The organism is Pseudonocardia charpentierae, assembly GCF_031845345.1.
Classification (GTDB): Bacteria; Actinomycetota; Actinomycetes; order Mycobacteriales; family Pseudonocardiaceae; genus Pseudonocardia; species Pseudonocardia charpentierae.
Map to the genome: position 1 here is coordinate 131,739 of NZ_JAVREJ010000009.1, position 21,437 is coordinate 153,175.

General features: G+C 73.9%; 20 protein-coding genes. 5 read left to right on the forward strand and 15 right to left on the reverse strand.

The window, feature by feature from the left end:
- Positions 1 to 15: 15 nt before the first annotated feature.
- From RM445_RS14800 to RM445_RS14825, 6 genes are all read right to left on the reverse strand, one after another.
- On the reverse strand, positions 16 to 735 hold the full coding sequence (locus RM445_RS14800; protein ID WP_311556823.1) for a MadR family response regulator transcription factor: 720 nt from the start codon (positions 733 to 735) through the stop codon (positions 16 to 18).
- The gene (locus RM445_RS14805) at positions 732 to 2,105 is read right to left on the reverse strand and encodes a MadS family sensor histidine kinase (protein WP_311556824.1); all 1,374 of its coding nucleotides are present in this window, start codon (positions 2,103 to 2,105) and stop codon (positions 732 to 734) included. The genes RM445_RS14800 and RM445_RS14805 overlap by 4 nt, the downstream gene beginning before the upstream one ends.
- A complete protein-coding gene (locus tag RM445_RS14810) occupies positions 2,105 to 3,460 on the reverse strand; it encodes an iron-containing alcohol dehydrogenase (RefSeq protein ID WP_449619180.1) in 1,356 nt (451 codons plus the stop codon). Before RM445_RS14810 ends, RM445_RS14805 begins: the two co-directional genes overlap by 1 nt.
- A gap of 196 nt (positions 3,461 to 3,656) precedes the next feature.
- Positions 3,657 to 4,772 carry an XdhC/CoxI family protein gene (locus RM445_RS14815; RefSeq protein ID WP_311556825.1) on the reverse strand — a complete coding sequence of 372 codons (1,116 nt, stop codon included), beginning with the start codon at positions 4,770 to 4,772 and terminating at the stop codon, positions 3,657 to 3,659.
- Positions 4,765 to 5,844, reverse strand: coding sequence for a vWA domain-containing protein (locus RM445_RS14820; protein ID WP_311556906.1), 1,080 nt, complete (start codon positions 5,842 to 5,844; stop codon positions 4,765 to 4,767). Before RM445_RS14820 ends, RM445_RS14815 begins: the two co-directional genes overlap by 8 nt.
- A 92-nt stretch (positions 5,845 to 5,936) precedes the next feature.
- Positions 5,937 to 6,815, reverse strand: coding sequence for an AAA family ATPase (locus tag RM445_RS14825; protein WP_311556826.1), 879 nt, complete (start codon positions 6,813 to 6,815; stop codon positions 5,937 to 5,939).
- A gap of 409 nt (positions 6,816 to 7,224) precedes the next feature.
- On the opposite strand from RM445_RS14825, the gene RM445_RS14830 reads away from it, so the two are divergent.
- Entirely contained in the window at positions 7,225 to 7,806 is a 582-nt protein-coding gene (locus tag RM445_RS14830) for a LysM peptidoglycan-binding domain-containing protein (protein WP_311556827.1), read from the forward strand.
- Between the two features lie 21 nt (positions 7,807 to 7,827).
- On the opposite strand, the gene RM445_RS14835 is transcribed toward RM445_RS14830, so the two are convergent.
- The 3 genes from RM445_RS14835 to moaC are packed head-to-tail and all read right to left on the reverse strand — an operon-like array spanning position 7,828 to position 9,223.
- Positions 7,828 to 8,271 (reverse strand): molybdenum cofactor biosynthesis protein MoaE, encoded by a 444-nt coding sequence (locus tag RM445_RS14835; RefSeq protein ID WP_311556828.1) that lies wholly within the window; start codon positions 8,269 to 8,271, stop codon positions 7,828 to 7,830.
- Complete coding sequence (locus RM445_RS14840; RefSeq protein ID WP_311556829.1) at positions 8,268 to 8,747, reverse strand: MogA/MoaB family molybdenum cofactor biosynthesis protein; 480 nt, start codon at positions 8,745 to 8,747, stop codon at positions 8,268 to 8,270. Before RM445_RS14840 ends, RM445_RS14835 begins: the two co-directional genes overlap by 4 nt.
- Entirely contained in the window at positions 8,744 to 9,223 is a 480-nt protein-coding gene (moaC, locus tag RM445_RS14845; protein ID WP_311556830.1) for a cyclic pyranopterin monophosphate synthase MoaC, read from the reverse strand. Before moaC ends, RM445_RS14840 begins: the two co-directional genes overlap by 4 nt.
- A gap of 396 nt (positions 9,224 to 9,619) precedes the next feature.
- Here moaC and RM445_RS14850 point away from each other — a divergent pair, with 396 nt between their 5' ends.
- Entirely contained in the window at positions 9,620 to 10,249 is a 630-nt protein-coding gene (locus tag RM445_RS14850) for a LysM peptidoglycan-binding domain-containing protein (protein WP_311556831.1), read from the forward strand.
- A gap of 22 nt (positions 10,250 to 10,271) precedes the next feature.
- On the opposite strand, the gene RM445_RS14855 is transcribed toward RM445_RS14850, so the two are convergent.
- Both RM445_RS14855 and RM445_RS14860 read right to left on the reverse strand, forming a co-directional pair.
- A complete protein-coding gene (locus RM445_RS14855; RefSeq protein WP_311556907.1) occupies positions 10,272 to 10,859 on the reverse strand; it encodes a nucleotidyltransferase family protein in 588 nt (195 codons plus the stop codon).
- Between the two features lie 11 nt (positions 10,860 to 10,870).
- Positions 10,871 to 11,050 (reverse strand): hypothetical protein, encoded by a 180-nt coding sequence (locus tag RM445_RS14860; RefSeq protein WP_311556832.1) that lies wholly within the window; start codon positions 11,048 to 11,050, stop codon positions 10,871 to 10,873.
- A gap of 93 nt (positions 11,051 to 11,143) precedes the next feature.
- Between RM445_RS14860 and RM445_RS14865 the strand changes: the two genes are divergently transcribed.
- Complete coding sequence (locus RM445_RS14865; protein WP_311556833.1) at positions 11,144 to 13,381, forward strand: helicase-associated domain-containing protein; 2,238 nt, start codon at positions 11,144 to 11,146, stop codon at positions 13,379 to 13,381.
- Positions 13,382 to 13,409: 28 nt separating this feature from the next.
- On the opposite strand, the gene RM445_RS14870 is transcribed toward RM445_RS14865, so the two are convergent.
- The 4 genes from RM445_RS14870 to RM445_RS14885 all read right to left on the reverse strand — a co-directional run bounded on the left by RM445_RS14870 (position 13,410) and on the right by RM445_RS14885 (position 19,090).
- Entirely contained in the window at positions 13,410 to 13,961 is a 552-nt protein-coding gene (locus tag RM445_RS14870; RefSeq protein ID WP_311556908.1) for a GTP-binding protein, read from the reverse strand.
- 88 nt (positions 13,962 to 14,049) lie between these two features.
- Positions 14,050 to 14,679: a DUF742 domain-containing protein gene (locus RM445_RS14875; RefSeq protein WP_311556834.1), complete on the reverse strand. Its 630-nt coding sequence runs from the start codon at positions 14,677 to 14,679 to the stop codon at positions 14,050 to 14,052.
- A 45-nt stretch (positions 14,680 to 14,724) separates the two neighbouring features.
- The gene (locus RM445_RS14880; RefSeq protein ID WP_311556835.1) at positions 14,725 to 15,147 is read right to left on the reverse strand and encodes a roadblock/LC7 domain-containing protein; all 423 of its coding nucleotides are present in this window, start codon (positions 15,145 to 15,147) and stop codon (positions 14,725 to 14,727) included.
- 70 nt (positions 15,148 to 15,217) lie between these two features.
- On the reverse strand, positions 15,218 to 19,090 hold the full coding sequence (locus RM445_RS14885) for a sensor histidine kinase (RefSeq protein ID WP_311556836.1): 3,873 nt from the start codon (positions 19,088 to 19,090) through the stop codon (positions 15,218 to 15,220).
- Between the two features lie 401 nt (positions 19,091 to 19,491).
- Between RM445_RS14885 and RM445_RS14890 the strand changes: the two genes are divergently transcribed.
- Entirely contained in the window at positions 19,492 to 21,153 is a 1,662-nt protein-coding gene (locus RM445_RS14890) for a DNA repair helicase XPB (protein ID WP_311556837.1), read from the forward strand.
- 82 nt (positions 21,154 to 21,235) lie between these two features.
- Positions 21,236 to 21,424 carry a hypothetical protein gene (locus RM445_RS14895; RefSeq protein WP_311556838.1) on the forward strand — a complete coding sequence of 63 codons (189 nt, stop codon included), beginning with the start codon at positions 21,236 to 21,238 and terminating at the stop codon, positions 21,422 to 21,424.
- The last annotated feature ends 13 nt before the right edge of the window (positions 21,425 to 21,437 follow it).

Genomic DNA, 21,437 nt, shown 5'->3' on the forward strand with positions numbered 1-21,437 from the left:
CGGCAGACGCCGCTCCTACAGCAGGCCCAGCTTCGTGGCCGCGTACACCGCTTCCGCGCGGCGCGACACCATCAGCTTGCGCATGAGGTTGCCGACGTGGAACTTCACCGTGGTCTCGGAGATGAAGAGCTCCGCCCCGATCGCCTTGTTGGACAGCCCCCGCGCGAGCAGCCGCAGCACGTCCAGCTCGCGGTCGGTCAGCCCCTCACGCTCGGGCACCCCGCCCGAGAGCGACCGCACCATCGCCGACGCGCTGTGCGCGTCGAACGCGCTCTCCCCGCGCGAGACGGCCCGCACGGCCCGCACCAGCTCGGTCGTGTCGACGTCCTTGACGACGTATCCGCGGGCACCGGCCTGCACCGCCTCCACCACCAGGCGGTCTTCGGCGAACGTCGTGAGCACCAGCACCCCGATGCCCGGGTGGGTCGCGCACAACCGCCGGCACACGTCGAGGCCGTCGGTCTGCGGGCCTGCGGTGAGCTTGAGGTCGAGCAGGACGACGTGTGGGCGTGCCGCGGCGACGGCGGCCACCGCCTCGGCGGGAGAGCCGGCCTCGGCGACCACGTGCAGGTCGGCCTCCCGCTCCAGCACCGCGCGCAGGCCCTGCCGCATGATCGCGTGGTCGTCGACGAGCACGATCCGGGTCGGCACCGGCCGTGGCCGCTGCCCGACCGCAGGACCCTTCGACGCAGCCTTGACCGGTCCGCCCGCCGTCCTGGCCGTCGTCGCTCTCATCGCCCCACCCCCGTCGTCAGCGCGCCCCGCGCCGGGATGTCCACCTGCACCTGCAACCCGCCCAGCCGTGCCCGACGGAAGGTCAACGTCCCGCCGAGCTCGCGCGCCCGGGCCGCCATGTTGACCAGCCCGCGGTGCTCGCCCGACCGGCACGAGACGCTCGCCGCCCGCAGGTTGCGGCGCACCTCCTCGGGGCTCCCGGTACCGTCGTCGGAGATCGTCAGCCGGACCCGGCCGCCGCCGTAGGCCAGCCGCACGACGGCCCGGCTCGCGTCGGCGTGCACCGCGGTGTTGAACAGCGCCTCGCCGGCGATCCGGAACAGCGACTGCTCGCACTCCGCGGGGAGCGGCACCGGCTCGCCGCCGATGCGCACCTCGACCCGCAGCTCGTCCGGCATGTGCACGCCCGAGAGCCTGCGCAGCATCGACGGCAGGTCTTCGTCGGCCTCGCCCTCGCCGTGGTGCAGCGCGTAGATCGCGGATCGCAGCTGTTCGACGGCCCGGCGCGTGAGGTCCTTGGCGGTGTCGAGGTGGCCGCGCAGCCGGGGGTCGGCGACCTCCGTGCGGGCCAGCTCGATGTGCATGCCCGCGGACAGCGCGTACTGGGTGACGCTGTCGTGCAGCTCGCGGGCGATCCGGTGACGTTCGGAGTCGAGCACCTCGCGCTGGCGGGCCGCACCCAGCTCGGCCTGGGTGGCCTGCAGCTCGGTGTGGCGCTTGGCCAGGTCGTCGGCCTGACGGGTGCTCCGGGCGAGCAGCCGCGCGGAGTGGTCCAGCAGGGCGCAGTTCTGCAGTGCCGCGGCGGTCTGGCCCGCCAGGATGCCGAGCACCGAGCGGTCGGTCTCGTCGACCTCCCGGCTCGGCGGGGTCCAGGCGACGAACCCGCCGACCACCCGTCCGTCGAGCTTCACCGGAACGTGCACGTGCCGCCGGTGCGCCTCGGCGTCGTGGCCGCCGTCGTCGTCCGCGGCGCCGTGGACGACGGCCAGCAGGTGCTCGCGGACCCCGTCGGGCACTTTCCGGACGTCGGTCCACTCCGCGCCGTCCGGTCCGCGCACCAGGTGGCGGGGGCGGGCTTCGGTGAGCTCGCCGTCGACGAGGGCGAACAGCACCCAGTCGGCGGACAGGTGCTCGGCCGCAGCCTCGACGACGGCCCGGACCAGCGCCTCGGATCCCTCGGTGGTGCGCATCAGCGCCGCTGAGATCCGCTCCAGCGCCGAGATCACCCGGCGCAGCCGCTCCGCGTAGGTGCGGTGCTCGGGGAAGTAGTGCGGCTTCCCCGAGCGCAGGCCGGTGAGGGCGTCGAGGTCCGGTGGACGCGACGACCGCACCCGGCGCGGCGGCCATGACGCGGCCTTGGGGGTGGTCACTACATCGCCGTCCGGAACAGCGCGGCGACCTCGGCCACCGACGCCGGGCGCGGGTTCGTGGTCAGGCAGGCGTCGCTGAGCGTGAGGTGCGCCAGCCGGGGGATGTCGGCATCGGTCACGCCCAGGTCGCCGAGTCCCTTCGGCACCCCGACCTCGTCGCCGAGCCGGCGCACCTCCTCCGCGACCCGTTCGACGGCCTCCTCCGCGGGGGCGCCCGCGACGTCGCTCAGCCCCATGGCCTGCGCGATCGGGACGAACCGCTCGGGCACCGCGGCGCCGTTGAACCGGATGACGTGCGGGAGCAGCACGCCGTTGACCACGCCGTGCGGCAGGTCGAGCATCCCGCCGGCCTGGTGGCTCATCGCGTGCGTGGCGCCCAGGATCGCGTTGGTGAAGGCCAGCCCTGCCTCCAGCGCCGCCTGCGCCATCGCGCAGCGGGCGGCGGCGTCGTTCGGCCGCATCATCGTGCGCACCAGATTGGCGTGCACGAGCGAGATCGCCTGCAGCGCGTGGTGGTCGGTCAGCGGGCCGTGGGCGAGCGAGACGAAGGCCTCGATGCCGTGCGTCAGCGCGTCCAGGCCGGTGGCCGCGTTGAGGTCGTCCGGCATCGTCGTCAGCAGCCGGGGGTCGATCACCGACACGTCCGGGACGAGGGCCCGGCCCATGATGGTCATCTTCGTGTGCCGGTCCGTGTCGGTGACGATGCAGAACTGGGAGACGTCCGCGCCCGTGCCCGAGGTCGACGGGAGCATGATCATGGGCGGGATGGGGTGCTCGATGCGGTCGATGCCCTCGTAGTCGTGGATCCGCCCGCCGTTGGCCGCGAGCAGCGCGACGCCCTTCGCCGCGTCCATCACCGACCCGCCGCCGATGCCGAGGACGACGTCGCAGCCGGCCTCGACGTACCGGGCGAACCCGGCCTCGATCTCGTGGTCCTTCGGGTTCGGCGTGACGTCGAACCACAGCTCCGGGGCGAGCCCCGTCGCGCGCAGGTGCGTCAGCAGGTCGCTCGGCCACCCCGCCTCGAGCAGTCCGGGATCGGTGACGACGAACGGGCGGCGCGCGCCCAGGCGGACGGCCGCGTGGGCGGCCTCCTGCACGGAGTCGGGCCCGAACACGATCTCCGGGGCGTGGAACTTCGAGAGACGCAGCGGTGGCGCCTCGGCCGCGCGGGGCTCGGGGGCGTCGCGCGCACCCAGCAGCAGGACGGAGTCGCCCACCCGGCGGACCGCGGCGAAGGTCGCGTTCGCCCGATCCGACTCGCGTACGTCGCCGACGAGGACCACAGTGCCCTCCCGTACCGCGTCGTCCGAGGGCGTCCGGTGCTGGCCTTCGTTCCGGACGGTGTCCTGCACGCTACAACAACACGGGCGCCCCGGAGCCGTTCGCGGACGGCCCGGACGGCTGGGGCCACGGCCCGTCGGGCACGGCACGGTCGGAGGTCGCATCCGTCCTCCCCTCACCGGGTCGGACGGTAGTCGGCGGTGCCCGCGGCGGGGCCCCTCGCGGGGACGGGAGGACCCTGTCCGAACGGGTGGGTCCGACCGCCGCTCAGCCCGTGTGGATCGGCCCTTCCCGGTCCGCGAGCCGCACGCCCGCACCGCCCCAGTGCGTCGCGATCAGTTCCGCGGCGATCGACACCGCCGTCTCCTCGGGGGTCCGCGCCCCGAGGTCGAGCCCGATCGGGCTGCTCATCCGGGCCAGCTCCGCCGCGGTGATGCCGCGTTCGAGCAGGCGCGCACGCCGGTCGTCGTGGGTGCGCCGGGACCCCATCGCACCGATGTAGGCCACCGCGGGCAGACGCAGCGCGACCTCCAGCAACGGGACGTCGAACTTGGGGTCGTGGGTCAGCACGCACAGCGCCGTGCGCCCGTCGATCCGCCCGGCCTCCGCCTCCGCGGCGAGATACCGGTGCGGCCACTCGACGACGACCTCGTGTGCGCCGGGGAACCGCGACGCGGTGGCGAAGATCGGGCGTGCGTCGCAGACCGTGACCCGGAAGCCGAGGAAGGAACCGATCTTGGCCACGGCGGCGGCGAAGTCGATCGCGCCGAACACGATCATCCGCGGCGGCGGGGCGAACGACTCGACGAAGACGTCGAGGCCTTCACCCCGGCGCTGCCCGTCGACGCCGTAGTGCAGCGTCGCGTTGCGGCCCGCGTCGAGCAGCCCTCGGACGTCGTCGCGGAGCGCGTCGTCAAGACGCGCCGAGCCGGTGGTGCCGTCGACCCGGTCCGGCCACACCACGAGCCGACCGCCGAGACGCTCCGGCGGCCCGGAGACGACCGTGGCGACCGCGACGGGCTGCTCCTTCGCGATCGCCTCGGCCACGTCGCCGAGCTGGGGGAAGGTCTCCCGGTCCACCTTCTCGACGAACAGGTCGATGATGCCGCCGCAGGTCAGGCCCACGGCGAAGGCGTCGTCGTCGGAGACGCCGTAGCGCTGCAGCACCGGGCGCCCGTCGTCGCGGACCTGCTGCCCGAGCTCGTAGACCGCGCCTTCGACGCAACCGCCCGACACGCTGCCGACGGCCTCGCCGTCCGGGCCGACGAGCATCGACGCGCCGGGCTGGCGAGGGGCCGAACGGTAGGTGCCGACCACGGTGGCCAGTGCCGCGGGCCGGTCGTCGGACCACCAGCGGGCGAGCTTCTCCACGACGTCACGCACGTGCCATCACCTCGAGCAGATTCTCCAAGGTGGCCAGGCTGTGCCCGGCCAGCAGTTCGTCCAGATGCGGCAGGGCGGCGACGATCCCGCCCTGCACGGGGGCGTAGCCGGCCTTGCCGACGTGCGGGTTCACCCAGATGAGCCGGTGGGTCAACCGGCGGAGCCGGGCCAGCTGAGTGCCGAGCAGGGCGGTGTCGCCGCGCTCCCAGCCGTCGGAGAAGACCACGACCACGGCCCGGCGCGCAGCACCCCGACGCCCCCAGCGGTCGACGAACGCCGCCAGCACCTCGCCCAGCCGGGTGCCGCCCGACCAGTCCGGGATGGCCCGCCCCGCCGCGGCCAGCGCGTGCTCCGGGTCGCGCAGCCGCAGCTCGCGCGTCACCCGGGTGAGGCGGGTGCCGAGGGTGAACACCTCCGTCGACGCGGGTGCCTGGCGCACGACGACGTGCGCGAAGCGCAGCAGCGCGTCGGCGTAGGGCTCCATCGAGCCGGACACGTCGATCAGCAGCACGACCTTCCGCGGCCGCCGGGACCGGTCCCGGCGGGCCAGCACGCACAGCTCGCCGTCGGTGCGCAGTGCCGCGCGCAGCGTGCGCCGTGGGTCGGCGCCACCGCGCCGCGCGGGGGTCCGGCGCCGCGACGGCCGGGTCGGCGGGGTGGGGCGCAGCAGCCCGAGCAGCGCACGCAGGTGCGCGCGCTCGGTGAGCGAGAGCTCGCCGAGGTCGTGGTGGCGCAGCACCTCGTTGCCCGAGGCGCTGGCCCGCACCTCCGGACCGCTGTCGCGGCCGTCGGAGTCGCCGCTCGCCTCGCCGGCGAGCAACGTGGACAGCCGGGGCCGGGGCCGGGCGGCGGTCGGCACCCGGCGCACCCGCGGGTCGCCGTCGAACCAGTCGACGAACGCCCGCTCGTAGCGCGGCAGGTCGTCGGGGTCGGCGCACAGGGTGTGCAGGCCGGCTCCGTACACCTGGCCACGCCCGGTGCCCAGGGCGTCGACGGCGGTCAGGAACGCCGTGACCCGCTCGGTCGTGATCGGCAGTCCGGCGTGGCGCAGCACGGCCGTGAAGCCGACCAGACCCCGGACGGGGTCGGGAGCGCCGCTGTCAGGAAGGCCACCTTCATGGCGCCTGCCGTCCTGAAGGTGGCCTTCCTGACGCTCCGGGAGCGTCACGACGCCAGGAGGGTCTCGAGCCGGGCGCGGACGCGGTCGGCGTCTTCGCGGTACTTGAGCACGGCCCCCAGCGTCGCCGCGGCGGAGTCGATGTCGAGGTGGCGGGCGCCGACGAGCTGCAGGGCCCGTGCCCAGTCGAGCGACTCCGCCACGCCGGGGGGCTTGAGCAGGTCCGCCGCGCGCAACCGGTGGGCGGCCGCGGCGACCTCGGCGGCCAGCCGCTCGGGCAGCCCGGGGATCCGCGCGTGCAGGATCTCGATCTCCCGGGCGACGTCCGGGTGGTCCAGCCACAGGTAGAGGCACCGGCGCTTGAGCGCGTCGTGCACCTCCCGGGTGCGGTTCGAGGTGAGGACGACGACCGGCGGGACGACGGCGCGCACCTCGCCCAGCTCGGGGATCGACACGGCGTGCTCGGTGAGCACCTCGAGCAGGAACGCCTCGAACTCGTCGTCCGCGCGGTCGATCTCGTCGACGAGCAGCACTGCGCCCGGGCTCTGCAGCGCCCGCAGGATCGGCCGGGCCAGCAGGAAGCGCCGGTCGTAGAGGGAGGCCTCGACGTCGTCCGTGCTGCCGGCGCCACCCGTGGCCTCGAGCGCGCGCAGGTGCAGGAGCTGCCGTGGGAAGTCCCAGTCGTAGAGGGCCTGGGAGGCGTCGATGCCCTCGTGGCACTGCAGCCGGATCAGCTCGACGTCCAGGACCGTGGCGAGCGCCTGCGCGAGCGCCGTCTTCCCCGTGCCGGGCTCGCCCTCGCAGAACAGCGGACGGTGCATCTTCAGCGCGAGGAACGCCGCGGTCGCCACGTCGTCGTCGGCGAGGTAGCCGGTGGACGCCAGGGCGGCGACGAGCGCGGTGGGGGAGCCGGTGCGATCGTCCACGAACCCAGCATGACCGTCCGAGGCCGTCGATGCCAGTGCGGGTGGATGACGCTGGGTAGTCGAGCAACGACAGTGTGCACTCGTGATCTGTGACGAATTCGCGAACATTTCCGGATCGGCAGTATTCGATTGCACGTGATCGTTGCGTGATCGCACGGCGGATGACCTGCGAAAACGTCAACACCATTCGGGTAATTGAACCGTTACGTGACGACACTCACCCATAAGGCCGTTTGACGATATGCGGGTGGCGATCCGTAGCGTTCTCCTCGGTCGTTCCTCCCCGAACGTCCGAGAACAGACGACCCCGACGCGCTGAACCCGACTGACCCCGATCCCCACGATCTGCTGCGTGAATCCCCGGATCACGGACGGATAAACGACGGTCTGTGCACAAGGAGAACTGAAGATGAGCTCCCGATCCCACACTTCCACGGGCCGAAGTCTGCTGCGGCTGGCCGTCGTGGGCGCCGTGGCCACCGGTGTTCCGCTCGCGCTGGCCGGCACGGCCAGTGCCGCCCCCGAGTCCGCGTGGGACAAGCTCGCCCAGTGCGAGAGCGGCGGCAACTGGAAGATCAACAGCGGTAACGGCTACTACGGCGGCATCCAGTTCAACGCCACCACCTGGCGCGCCTTCGGCGGCTCGGGTATGCCGCACCAGGCGAGCAAGTCCGAGCAGATCGCCGTCGCCGAGCGCACCCTCGCCGCTCAGGGCTGGAACGCCTGGCCGGCCTGCTCCCGCAAGATGGGCCTGCACGGCATCGCCGCGGAGCCCGGCAAGAAGGCCGCCCCGTCGGCGAAGAAGGCCTCGGCCCCCGCCAAGTCGTCGGCGAAGTCGTCCGGGAAGTCCGGCGGCAGCTACGTCGTCAAGCGCGGCGACACCCTCAGCAAGATCGCCAAGGCGCACGGCACCACCGTGGCGGCGCTGGTCTCCGCCAACGGTCTGTCGAACGCGCACGTGCTCAAGGTCGGCAGGGGCCTGAAGGTCTGAGCCCGGCCCGGCCCGGCCGGGTCAGGTCGAGTTGACCCACTCGTCCGTGCCGTCGGTGAACTGCTGGTGCTTCCACACCGGCAGCGCCCGCTTGATCTCGTCGACGAGTTCCGCGCAGGTCGAGAAGGCCGCCTGACGGTGGTCGGCGGACACGGCGCAGGCGAGCGCGATCTCGCCGATGTCGAGGACGCCCACCCGGTGGCTCACCGCCAGTGCCCGCACGCCGGGCGCGCGGGCGGCGACCTCGGCGGCCACCTTGGCGACCACGGCGGCGGCCGTGGGATGGGCGGTGTACTCCAGACCGCGCACGGCACGGCCACCGTCGTGGTCGCGCACCACGCCCGCGAAGGTCACGACGGCGCCGGCGGCCGGGTCGTCGACCAGTTCGGCGTGTTCGGCCACGTCGAGCGGATCGGTTCCCACGGCGGCACGGCGTACGACCGCACCGGTCGGGTGCTCCGTCATCGGTGGTCGCCTCCTCGGAGCTGGTCGACGGCGTGGTCGAGCACGCCGTCGAGCACCGTCAGCCCGTCGCGGACGCCGCCGGTCGACCCGGGCAGGTTGACCACCAGCGTGCGGCCCACGACGCCCGACAGGCCCCGTGAGAGCACTGCCGTGGGCACGGTCGGCGCCCCGGCGGCGCGGATCGCGTCGGCGAGCCCGGGCACCTCGTAGTCGAGCAGGGCCCGGGTGACCTCCGGCGTGGCGTCGGTGGGCGAGATGCCGGTACCCCCGGTGGTGATCACCACGTCGGTGCCGTCGGCGACCGCGGCGCGCAGCGCCTCGCCCACCGGTTCGCCGTCGGGGACCACAGCGGCGTCCGGGCAGTCGTAGCCCCGCTCGCGCAGCCACGCGACGATCACGGGGCCGCCGCGGTCGGCGTAGACACCGGCGGAGGCCCGGTTGGACGCCGTGATCACGCGGGCCGTGTGACCGCTCATGCGCGGTCCACCGGTCGGACCCACGTGCCGGTCTTGCCGCCCTCCTTGCGCTCGACGCGCACGGCGTCCAGCTCGGCGGCGGGGTCGACCGCCTTGACCATGTCGTGCAGGGTCAGCCCGGCGACGGCGACGGCGGTCAGCGCCTCCATCTCCACCCCGGTCCGGTCCGTGGTGCGGACCGTGGCGCGGATGCGCACCTCCGCGTCGCCGGGTTCCAGGTCGACCGTGACGCCCGAGAGGGCGACCGGGTGACACAGCGGGACCAGGTCCGGAGTGCGCTTGGCGCCCATGATCCCAGCGATGCGGGCGGTGGCCAGCGCGTCGCCCTTCGGCAGCCCGTCGCGCTTCAAGAGCGCGACGACCTCCGGCGTGGTGCGCAGCACGCCCGTGGCCACGGCGGTGCGCGCGGTGGCCTCCTTCTCCGAGACGTCCACCATCCGCGCAGCACCCGCTCGGTCGACGTGGGTCAGCTCCACGCGACCGACCCTACGGCGTCGTGTTCAACCATCGCCGGTCGGCCAGAATGAGTGACCTTCGTCACACTCACGCAACGGAGTGACACCCGATCCGGTTGTCGGTGACGGGGCGTGAGCAGCGCCGATGGTGATGTCGAGGGGTCGCCGGGGCCGTCACCCGGTCTCGGCCCGGTCTCGTCCAGGTTTCGCTCCGGCCCGTGATCGTCGTAGCGTGCCCGCGATCGAAAGGACTCCCCGCCTGACGATCCCGGAACCGCAGCGCTCCCCGTCCTGTCCGGTGGTTCCGGCTCCCCGATCCCGACACGAGCTCGGACAGGAACGGACCCGGTGCGCCACAGCGGCGCCCCATCGCCCACTCCCCGGGCGAGTCCGCGAGCGTCGTGCTGGAGGCTTGCCATGGCGCGCTACCGCGGTCGTCACCGTGCACCGAGCACCACCGGTCGGAACCTCGCGCGCACGGCCATCGCCGGCGCTGTCATCGGCGCTCCGCTGGCCGCCGCTCCCGTCGCCTCGGCCGACACCGGCGCCGGCACCGCCTGGGACAAGCTCGCCCAGTGCGAGAGCACGGGCAACTGGTCGATCAACACCGGTAACGGCTTCAGCGGCGGTCTGCAGTTCACCCCCAGCACATGGCGCGCTTTCGGCGGCACGGGTGCGGCGCACCACGCGAGCCGCGAGGAGCAGATCGTCGTGGCCGAGCGGGTCCTCGCCAAGCAGGGCTGGGGCGCCTGGCCCGCCTGCTCCCGCAAGCTCGGGCTCCGCGGCACGCCCGAGCCGATCGCCAAGAAGGCGAAGAAGGCCCCCGAGGCCACGCAATCCATCGCCGAGAAGGTCACGTCGACCACCGCCAAGAAGGCCGCGCCGACCGGGGGCGGCAGCACGGTCGCGGTGAAGCCGGGCGACACCCTCGCGAAGATCGCGGCGGCCAACGGCGCCGGCGGCTGGAAGCAGCTGCACGCCCTCAACCCGGATCTCGACAACCCGAACGTCCTCACGGTCGGCCAGATCATCAAGCTGGCCCGGTAGCCGACGGCCGGCCCGCTCCGGCTCAGGAGCGACGCCTGCGTTCGCGGAAGGCCGCCAGCTGCTCCGGGGTGTCGACGTCGTCCGGATCGGCGAGGTCGCCGCACTCCACCAGCACGACGTCCTGTCGACCGGCCAGGTAGCCGCGCGCCCCCGCGTCGCCCACCGCCGCCTTCCGCACGCCCGGCCAGTGCGCGCGCCCGAGCAGCACCGGGTGGCCCGGCCGGCCTCCGTACGCCGCGCGCGCCAGCACGTCGCGGCCGGCGACGGCCGCCAGTCGGACGACGGCGGCCGCCGGCACCCCGGGCAGGTCGACGAGGTGCACGACCACAGCGTCAGTGCCGAAGCCGGAGCCGGAGCCGTCCAGCGCCGCGAGCCCGGCGCGCAGCGACGCGCCCATTCCCTCGTGCCAGTCCGGTGCCTCGACCGCCGACACCCCGGCCGGCAGCAGCGCGCGGACGTCGTCGGCCCGGGCCCCGAGCACGACGACGACCGGCGTCGCGCCACCCTCGGCGAGCGTGCGCAACGCGCGGACGATCAGCGGCTCGCCGGCGAGCTCGACGAGCGCCTTCGGCCGGCCCATCCGGCGCCCTGCGCCGGCGGCCAGCAGCAGCCCCGCAGCGGCTACCGGTTCACCTCGGTGTGGGGGTGGATGTAAGGCACGTCCTGCAGCGGGAACTCCAGCTCCCCGAAGGGGGAGAGGTTGCCCTGGACGTCCGAGGTCAGTTCCGTGACCGGGTGCTCGCCGGGCGGCAGCTGCGGCCACGCCGGGTCGCGGCGGTCTTCAGGAATGGGCTTGGCCACGGTCTCCTCCGGATGTCGAACTGCGTGTGGCAGCAGTATCCCGTATGCCGACCTCGCGTGGGGGTTCCGGACCGGCGACTACCGTGGAGGCCGATGCTCACCCCGCTGGTCGACTGGCTGCGTGCCCAGGACGACGACACGCTGGCCGACCTCCTCCGGCTCCGGTCGGACCTCGCCGTGCCCCCGCCCGCCGACCTGACCGTGCTGGCCACCCGGGCCGGCATCCGTGCCTCGGTGCACCGGGCGTGCGACGACCTCGACACCGTCGCCCTGCACGTCGTCGAGGCCCTCGTCGTGGCGGATGCGGACTCCGAGCCGGTGCCGGTCGCGGAGATCGCCCGGCTGCTCGGTCCGGACCTGCCCCGCGCGGCCCTCGACGTGGCGCTGGCGACCCTGCGGGCCCGGGCGCTGATCTGGGACTGCGGCGGCGGCGTCGCGCTCGTGCCGGCCGTCCGCGACGTCGTGTCCCGCTTCCCCGGCGGGCTCGGCAGGCCCGCGGCCGGAGTGGCCGCCTCGTCGGACCTGCCGCACCTGCTCGCCGCCGTCGACCCCGACGAGCGGCGCGTGCTCGAGACGCTGGCGGTCGGACCACCGGTCGGGCGCAGCCGGGGCGGTGCGGACCCGGCGAGCCCCGTCTCCCGCCTGCTGACCCGCGGCTTGCTCGTGCGCGTCGACGCCGACACCGTCGAGCTGCCCCGCCAGGTCGGGCTCGCGCTGCGGGGCGACCGACCGCTGGGCGGCCTGACGCTCGACCCGTCGGACCTCGCGACGACCGACCGCGGCGTCGACACCGTCGACGGTACGGCTGCAGGAGCCGCGCTGCGCGCGTTGCGCCAGGCCGAGCAGCTCGTGGCCTTCTGGGGTACCTCCCCGCCGCCGGCACTGCGGTCCGGCGGCCTCGGTGTGCGGGAACTGCGGCGCGTGGCCCGCGAGGTCGACGCCGACGAGACCACCGCCGCGCTTCTCGCCGAGATCGTGGTGGCGGCCGACCTGGTCGGGGAGAGCGACGGTGTCGCGCCCGAGTGGGTTCCGACGACCGGGGCCGACGTCTGGGCCGCCGGGGGACCCGAGCAGAAGTGGGCCGTGCTGGCCCGCGCCTGGCTCGATCTGCCGCGCGTACCGGGGCTCATCGGCGCCCGCGACGACGCCGGACGACCGATCGCCGCCCTGTCCGACGGTCCACGCCGCCCGACGGCGCCCCGCGACCGCCGCCGGGTGCTCGCCGGGCTCGCCGAACTCCCGGCAGGAACGGCTGTGGGTGGGCCCGACGCGCTGGCCGGCCTGCTGGCCTGGCGGGCGCCCAGGCAAGGCGGGCGGCTGCGCGACGAGGTCGTGCGCTGGACGCTGACCGAGGCGACGGTGCTGGGTGTCGTCGCGCTGGACGCGCTGTCGACGCCCGGGCGCACGCTGCTCGCAGACCCGGCCCGTGCTGCCGCGGCGCTGCGGGTCGCCCTGCCCGATCCGGTCGACCACGTCCTCCTGCAGGCCGATCTGACGGCGGTCGCGCCCGGTCCGCTCGAGCCCGAGCTGGAGCGGGAACTGGACCTCGTGGGGGAGGTCGAGTCGGCGGGCGGGGCGACCGTCTACCGGTTCACCGAGACCACCGTCCGGCGGGCGCTGGACGCCGGGCGCACCGCTGCGGAGCTGCACGACCTGTTCGCGACCCGGTCGGCCACGCCCGTCCCGCAGGGTCTGACCTACCTCGTCGACGACGTCGCGCGCCGGCACGGGCGGCTCCGCGGCGGCGCGGCGGCCTCGTTCCTGCGCAGCGACGACGAGGTGCTGATCGCCGAGGTGCTCGCCGCACCGGCCGCAGGCTCGCTGGAGCTGCGCCGGATCGCGCCGACCGTCGCGGTCTCACCGCTCCCGCTCGCGGAACTGATGGACGGGCTGCGCGAGGCCGGGTTCACCCCTACGGCCGAGGACCAGGGTGGAGCGGTGCTCGACCTGACCGACCGGGGCCGGCGCATCTCGCCCCGCCGCCGCTCTGGGCCGCCACGCGCGGTGGAACCGGATCCCGAGCAGCTGCGCGGGCTTGTGTCGCGGATGCGCGCCGGCGACGCGCTCGCGGGCCTGCGCCGCAGCACGGAGGGCGGCCGCGCATGGAGCCGCGGGCCCGGCGGCGCGACCGTCGAGACCCTCCGCGCCGCCGCCCGCGAGCGGCGCAGCGTGTGGATCGGCTTCGTCGACGGCCACGGGGTGGCGGGGGAGCAGGTGCTGGAGCCGACGAGCGTCGGCGGCGGGGTCGTCGAGGGCCGCGACACCGTGGACGGCGGCCTGCGCCGCGTCCCGCTGCACCGGATCACCTCGATCGCGCTCGTCGAGGAGTGACGCGCCGCCCCGGGGGAGGGCGGCCGGGCTACAGGGCCCGGGCCGACATCCGGTGCCGCATCGCGTGCTCGACCAGCGCGATGAGGGTCTGCTTCACCGACTCGCGGTCGCGGGCGTCACAGCTGACCATCGGGATCGACGGGTCGATCGACATCGCCTCGCGGACGTCGTCGGGCCGGTGCATCAGCTTGCCGTCGAAGCAGTTGATGCCGACGACGTAGGGCAGGCCGCGGTCCTCGAAGAAGTCGATCGCGGCGAACGAGTCGGCGAGCCGGCGGGTGTCGACCAGGACGACCGCGCCGATGGCGCCGCGCACCAGGTCGTCCCACATGAACCAGAAACGGTGCTGGCCGGGTGTGCCGAAGAGATAGAGGATCAGGTCGGCGTCGAGCGTCACGCGGCCGAAGTCCATGGCCACCGTGGTGGTGACCTTGTTCGGGGTGGCCGACAGGTCGTCGTGCCCCACGCTGGCCTCGGTCATCACGGCCTCGGTGGTCAGCGGCATGATCTCCGAGACCGACCCGACGAACGTGGTCTTGCCGACCCCGAAGCCCCCGGCCACCACGATCTTGGCCGAGATCGTCGCCGCAGTGGCGACCCGCTGCGGTCCGGTGGTGGCCCCGCGAGCGCCCGCGGGACCGGGACGCCCCGGACCCGCAGACAGGTAACTAGAGCCGACGGAGTCCACTCAACACCCTTTCCATCAGTGCGAGGTCCGGCGCGCTGCCGGCACTGCTCGCGGTCTGGTGCACAGTCACCACACCGAGTCCGGCCATGTCTCCGAGCACGACCCGCGCCACCCCGAGAGGCAGCGACAGCAACGCGGCCACCTCGGCGACGGAACGGGTCTGTTCGCAGAGCTCCGCGACGGCCCGGTGCTCCACCTGCAGCGTCGCCGCCTGCGCCCGCCCCCGCGGGCTGGTGGACACCAACGTCTCGATCGCGAGGTCGAGCCCGGACTTCGTCCGGCCCCGCGTCCAGGTGTACGGCCGGACCGCCGCCGCGCTGCCCGCAGCATCGTAGGCGTCGGGCCCGGCGTCGGGCGGACCGGCCACCGGCGTCGCCGCCCCCGGACCGGGGTCGCCGTAGCGGTCGAACCCCGCCGCCGGGGCCGGGGCCGGGGCTGCAGGCGCAGCCGGGCGTACCGCATCGCGCGGATCGGCCTCGGCCGCACCGCCCCCTCGGCGGCGCCCGAACAACCTGCGGCGGACCGGGCGCCCGGAATCGAGACCGAAACCGTTCATCACGTCGGCGAACGTCGGCTCCGGCCGACGGTCACCGTCGGGACCGGTGGTCATCGAACCTCACCTGCCTTGATCCGGCGCGGGACGGCGGTCACGTGGTCAGGGACCGAAGGAGCCCTGCAGCTCCGACCGCAGCTCGGGGGTGAGCAGCTGCCCGACCCGGTCGACCAGCAGTGTCATCTCGTAGCCGATCAGGCCGATGTCGCAGCTCGGCGAGGCCAGGACGGCCAGGCACGAGCCGTCGCTGATCGACATGAGCAGGACGATGCCCCGGTCCATCTCGACGACCGTCTGCACCACGCCACCGGCGTCGAAGCAGCGCGCCGCACCCTGGGTGAGGCTCACCAGCCCGGACGCGACGGCGGCGAGCTGATCAGCGCGGTCGCGGGGCAAGCGGTCCGAGCTCGTCAGCAGAAGACCGTCCGCCGACACGACGATGGCGTGCGCCACCCCCGGTACACGCTCGGCGAAGTTCGAGACCAGCCAGCCGAACCGGCTCGGCTGGGTCTGCGGTGCCGTCACGCCCCCTCCTTGCTGCACCGGGCCGGGCTACTGCCCGCCGGTGCGGTGTGGACCGGGCCCGCGGGGCCGGTCATCGGCTTTCCTCGTCGTGCACGCCGCTCCCGGAGGTGGCGGCGTTCTCTCCGGACGACACCGGCTGGGGACCGGGGCGCCCTGGGTCGCGGCGGAGCCGGATCTCCCGGCCCTGCCGCACTCCTTGCTGGTAACTGGCGAGCCGACCGCGGACGCTTTCGGCGCTGCGCGTCGGCGACGCCGGCGCGGCCAGTACTGCAGATCCTGCACTGCCCGGAACGAGCCGGGCACGCGGGCGTCGTTTCGGCAGACCTGCCGCGGTCAACTCGTCCGGTCGCTCGGCCGCGGCGCCGCTCGCCGCGCGCCATCCCTCGTCCGCCGAGCTGGCGAAGGCTTGGCCGGGCGGCTCCGTCGACGGTGCAGGCATGGCGAACTCCGGGCCGTCGAGCAACCCCGGCCGTCCGGCCGGGACCGGCGCGTTCGCCGGCACCAGCTCGTCGCCGGGCCGTTCACCCAGCTCCCAGTCGACGGGCATCGGGCGGTCGGAGGCGAACCAGGCCGACGCGATCTCTGCGAAGATCGGCGTGGTCTCGGTGACGTCGACCGGCCCGCGGCGCATCTCGGAGAGCGGCCGCCGCGACCGCGGCAGCCCTTCCGGCTCGGAGATCGAGGGCACGCTCGCGGCGAACAGTCCGCCGCTGGACGCGTCCGCAGCGGCGGGCGCCGCGTCCAACCCGTCGTACTGCTCGTCCGCCCCGTCGTACCGCGGGTCGTACCGGGCGTCGCCGTCGTACTGGGCGTTGCCGTCGTACTGGGCGTTGCCGTCGTACTGGGCGTTGCCGAACTCCTCGTCGCTCCGGACGGGGCCGGCCGGTGCGGAGTCGGACTCCGCGACGACGGGCAACGGTGTGGTGTGCGGTCCGTTCTGCGACGTCGCGGCCGGCACGTCCGCAGGCGGCGTGGTGGGGAGGGTGCCGTTCGGCACACCGTTCTGCCGGGCTCCGTCGCGATGCGTCTCGAACGGCGTGCCGGGCACCGTCAGGTCCCGGTAGGTCCCGTTCGGACCGGCGGCGGGCACCGGTCGGGGAGTCGGCCGGGGCCGGACGCCACGGCCTGCAACCGCCCCGTCGTCGGCGCGCGGCGCGGCGGGCTCGTCCGCGGCGTCGGCCGCCTCGTCGCCCGTCCGGGCCGCGACCTCGCCGGCCTCGTCCTCGTCGCTCCGGCCGTCGGCAGGCTGGGTCTCGTCGTCGGCTGCCTGGTGCTCCGCCGACGACGCGGTGGAACTTCCGGCCGGGGCCTGCGCCGGTTCGCCGGCGTCCGGCTCCACCTCGGCCTGAGCAGCGGGTTCATCGCCGCGACTCGCGTCGGCGGAATCCTCGTCGGCGCGAGCTCCGACGGCGGCGTCCGCCGGGGTGCGCCGCGTGAACGCCTCCGCGCGAGCACGCTGCAGATCCGTGAGGTGCCCGGTCGACGACGGGGCCTCGGTCCGGTCGTCCGCGTCGGTACGCCCGTCGATCTCAGTTCCGGCGTCGCGACCGTCGGCGGCCGGGGTGATCGGGACCGCCTCGGTCGGAACGGCGTCGGTGTCGTGTGGGTCGAAGGCGCCGTCGGCCGTGTCGGCACGCGCCTCTGTCGCCTCCGTCGCCTCGGTCTCGTCGTCCGGACCCCGCCGTGTGGAGCCTGCCGGCAGTGCGTCCGGGCTCGCCGAGGAATCCGCGGTGACCGGCTGCTCGGTGGTCATCGGGTCGGCGGCGTCGGGGCCGTCCGTCGCCGCCTCCGGCTGCGCGGCGACATTGCGGTTCAGCGCCGAACCGGGAGTCCGGGTCGGAAGGCCGTTCAGGCCGGTGGGCCGCTCGACCGGCCGACCGTCGGCGGGCATCGCCAGCGTGGCGTGCGGCATGGGCCGGTTCGGCAGGCTCGCACGCTGCGGCGGGACGCCGTTCGGGGTGAACTGGGCTGCGCCGACGGGGGAGGAACGCCGCATCGGGCCGGGCTCGACGTCGCCGCTGACCATCACGAGGTGCGCCGGCAGCGTCACCGACGCCGTCAGCCCGCCGCCGGGGCCGCCCATGGGCGCGCCGCCGAGATGCACCGTGATGCCGTGCCGCGCCCCGAGGCGCCCCACCACGAACAGACCCATCCGCCGCGAGGCGGAGACGTCGACGGCTGACGGCGTGCCCAGCCGCCGGTTCGCGTCGGCGAGCTCGTGGTCCGCCATCCCCACGCCCGAGTCGGCGATCTCCACCACGATCGAGCCGTCCTGCGCGCGAAGGCTGGACATGACGACCTGGGAATCGGGCGGGGAGAAGTTCGTGGCGTTGTCGAGCAGCTCGGCCAGCAGGTGGATGACGTCGCTGGTGGCGCGCCCGACGACCGTGGCCTGGGGCGGTGCCTGGACGACGATCCGCTGGTACTGCTCGATCTCCGACACCGCGGCGCGCTGCACGTCGACCAGCGGCACGGGAGCCACGTTCCGCTTGGCGAGGTCCGTGCCGGCGAGCACGAGGAGGTTCTCGCTGTTGCGCCGCATACGGGTGGCGAGGTGGTCGAGCTGGAAGAGGTTGGACAGCTGGTCCGGGTCCTGCTCGTTGCTCTCCAGCTGCTCGATCAGCTGAAGCTGCCGCTCGACGAGCGCCTGGCTGCGCCGCGACAGGTTGACGAACATGCTGCTGACGTTGCTCTGCAGCGCCGCCTGGTCCGCGGCGAGCCGCAGGGCCTGCCCGTGCACGGTGTCGAACGCGCGCGCCACCTGCCCGACCTCGTCGCGGGTGTGCAGCGGAACGGGTTCGACGTTGACGTCGGGCGCGCCGCCCGACCGCATGGCCTCCACCGCCTGCGGCAGCCGGCGCTGCGCGACGTCGAGCGCCGAGGTCCGCAGCACCCGCAGCGAGCGGGTCAGTGCCCGCACCACCAGCACGACGATCGTCGCGGCGAGCAGCAGGCCGAGCATGAGGATCACGGAGTTGACGCCGGCGAGGTTGCTCGACCGGTCTTCGGCCGTCGCGCCGGCGGCGGCCAGCGCCGTCCGCACCTCGGTGCCCGCCTGGGTGACCACGCCGTTCGCCTGCTCGACCGCGTCGTCCCACACCTGGGGGGTGACCGGGATCGGTCCCGGCACCGGGGCGTTGAGGATCGCGGTCTTGACGGCGTCGCGCTGCGCGTTCGCCGGAGCGGTGACGAAGTTCAGGGGAGTCTGGGACGGCGGCAGTGACACCTGGTACTCGGTCAGCGCGGAGACGAAGGCGTTGTCCGTGACGCCCACCGCGGCCCGGTCCTCGGGAGTCACCGCGCCGGTCCGCAGCGCGGCGCCGAGGACGGTGTGCTGCAGGGCGAGCGCCTCGGATGCCGCGGTGGCCGCCGTCAACGCGTCGCTGAGCCCGGCGACCCCGGGGGTGCGGACCTGTCGCAGCAGCGCACGGTCCAGGACGTCGGCGCGGGCGATGACGGCGGTGTAGCGCTGGACGACCTGCGCGGCGAGCAGCGGGGCCGACCCCGTGACGTCCGCGCGCAGCACCGAGAGCTGGGCGAAGCCGCCGTCGGCCTGCTCGACGGCCGAGCGGGTGGCCGCGTCGAGGCCGTTCGCGGCGGCGATCCCGGAGCGGGCGTCGTCGATCGCCCGGTCCGCGCCGCCGATGGCGTCCGTGAGCGAGCCGCGGTTCCCCAGACGCCGCTCGGCGACGAAGACGACGGCACGGTCGCGTTCGGTGCGCAGGGCGGTGGCCGCGTCGGCCACCTCGCCGCGCACCTCGAGGAGACGGTTCGCCGATCCCAGCTCCGACGCCGACTGGGCCTGGTCCGCGACGCGCAGGACCCCGAGCACGATCGCGAGCAGCGCGGGCACCAGCCCGACGGCCACCAGCTTCCAGACCAGCGGCCAGTTGCGCGGGCTCAGTCGGTCCGACCAGGAGTCTCTGGTTTCGGTGCTGGTCACGCCCACGTCCCCCGACTCTTGTTCGACACGGCGGTTGCCGATGACGTCCGGCCGCACTGTGACACGCGGGGCCGACGGTTTGCGATCGTCGCGAGCCGAGGTGTGCTCTGTCCGCGGTGGATGACGGGCACGGAGAAGGAAGGTGCGTGCAGGGGGAGCGTCGGACTCATCGAGGGACCGTCGGACCTTCTCATCGGGACGGGTCGGTCGGCCGGCCGACCCGGCGCGGGACCAGTCCGGGTCTCGACACGCCCGCTCGGGGAGGGCGATGGCCGGGGGAGCCCGGTATGATCGACGCGGCATGCGTGCGTTCTCGGTGCTGGAGTGTAGCCCTTTCGACGGAGCGCTCCCCGCGGCGTGCACACCCCGGCCGGTGAAGAGGCCGTAGGAAGGAATGCGTCGTGCCCGACGGGCCCCTGATCGTCCAGTCCGACAAGACCCTGCTGCTCGAGGTCGACCATCCGGCCGCTGCGGAGGCCCGCTCGGCGATCGCTCCGTTCGCCGAGCTCGAGCGTGCTCCCGAGCACGTCCACACCTATCGCGTCACCCCGCTCGCGCTCTGGAACGCCCGCGCCGCCGGGCACGACGCGGAGCAGGTCGTCGACGCGCTCGTCCGCTTCTCGCGCTACGCCGTCCCGCAGCCGCTCCTGGTCGACGTCGTCGACACGATGGGCCGCTACGGCCGCCTGCAGCTGGCCCAGTCGCCGGTGCACGGCCTCGTGCTCGTCGCGCTGGACCGGGCGGTGCTCACGGAGGTGCTGCGGCACAAGCGCATCGCCCCGATGCTCGGGGCGCGGATCGACGACGACACCGTGATCGTGCACCCGTCCGAGCGCGGCCACCTCAAGCAGGCCCTGCTCAAGATCGGCTGGCCCGCCGACGACCTCGCGGGCTACGTCGACGGCGAGGCGCACGACATCGACCTGCGCGAGGACGGCTGGACGCTGCGCGACTACCAGCGCCAGGCCGTCGACGGTTTCTTCGACGGCGGCTCGGGCGTCGTCGTGCTGCCCTGTGGGGCGGGCAAGACGCTCGTCGGCGCGGCCGCCATGGCGAAGGCGAAGGCGACCACGCTGATCCTCGTGACGAACACCGTCGCGGGACGGCAGTGGAAACGCGAACTGATCGCGCGGACGACCCTGACCGAAGACGAGATCGGCGAGTACTCCGGAGAACGCAAGGAGATCCGGCCGGTCACGATCGCGACCTATCAGGTGATGACGCGCAAGTCGAAGGGCGAGTACCGGCATCTCGACCTGTTCGACTCCCGTGACTGGGGCCTGATCGTGTACGACGAGGTGCACCTGCTCCCGGCTCCGGTCTTCCGGATGACCGCGGACCTGCAGTCGCGCAGGCGGCTGGGCCTCACCGCGACCCTGGTGCGGGAGGACGGCCGCGAGGGCGACGTCTTCTCGTTGATCGGGCCCAAGCGCTACGACGCGCCGTGGCGCGACATCGAGCAGCAGGGCTGGATCGCGCCTGCGGAGTGCGTCGAGGTCCGGGTGACGCTGACCGAGGCGGAGCGGATGGGCTACGCGGTCGCGGACGCCGAGGAGCGCTACCGCGTGGCCTCGACGGCCCGGACCAAGATGAACGTGGTCAAGGCGGTGCTGGACCGGCACCCGGGCGAGCCCGCGCTGGTCATCGGCGCCTATCTCGAACAGCTCGAGGAGCTGGGCGAGGCGCTCGACTGCCCCGTGATCCAGGGGTCGACGCGCAACCGCGAGCGGGAGCGGCTGTTCGACGCGTTCCGGCGCGGCGAGGTGCCGCGCCTGGTGGTCAGCAAGGTCGCGAACTTCTCCATCGACCTGCCCGAGGCGAGCATCGCCGTGCAGGTGTCGGGGACGTTCGGGTCACGGCAGGAAGAGGCGCAGCGACTGGGTCGACTGCTGCGGCCCAAGGGCGACGGCCGGCAGGCGTGGTTCTACTCCGTCGTCTCCCGCGACACCGTCGACACCGAATACGCTGCGCACCGGCAACGCTTTCTCGCCGAGCAGGGATACGCTTATCGGATCGTGGATGCCGACGATCTGCTCGGCCCGGCCGTACCCGATGTGGGGTAAATAGCGCAATACCGGGTACTCAGGAGTGCTACGAAGTCGACTATCGCCGAAGATGGGTTGAGGTCCGACGGAGGGTGCCGACGTGTGGGGTTGGATCGCCTGGATCGTCGTCGCGTTGGCAGTGTGGGTGGCTGTCGCGGCGTTCGTCGGCGTGCTCCTCGGGCGTGCGGTCCGTCGGCGCGACCGGCAGGTGCCCGAGGACGAGCCTGTCCGGGTGTTTCCCCCGTCGCGTCCGTCCGTGGAGAACCCCGTGCACGAGCAGCGCCCCTGATCCTGACAGCGCC

Excerpts from the sequence above, each read along its gene's own strand:
- RM445_RS14800 (WP_311556823.1), bottom strand. The coding sequence starts at position 735 with ATGAGAGCGACGACGGCCAGGACGGCGGGCGGACCGGTCAAGGCTGCG.
- RM445_RS14835 (WP_311556828.1), bottom strand. The coding sequence starts at position 8,271 with ATGACGGAGCACCCGACCGGTGCGGTCGTACGCCGTGCCGCCGTGGGA.
- RM445_RS14865 (WP_311556833.1), top strand. The coding sequence starts at position 11,144 with ATGCTCACCCCGCTGGTCGACTGGCTGCGTGCCCAGGACGACGACACG.
- RM445_RS14840 (WP_311556829.1), bottom strand. The coding sequence starts at position 8,747 with ATGAGCGGTCACACGGCCCGCGTGATCACGGCGTCCAACCGGGCCTCC.
- RM445_RS14850 (WP_311556831.1), top strand. The coding sequence starts at position 9,620 with ATGGCGCGCTACCGCGGTCGTCACCGTGCACCGAGCACCACCGGTCGG.
- RM445_RS14830 (WP_311556827.1), top strand. The coding sequence starts at position 7,225 with ATGAGCTCCCGATCCCACACTTCCACGGGCCGAAGTCTGCTGCGGCTG.
- RM445_RS14875 (WP_311556834.1), bottom strand. The coding sequence starts at position 14,679 with ATGACCACCGGTCCCGACGGTGACCGTCGGCCGGAGCCGACGTTCGCC.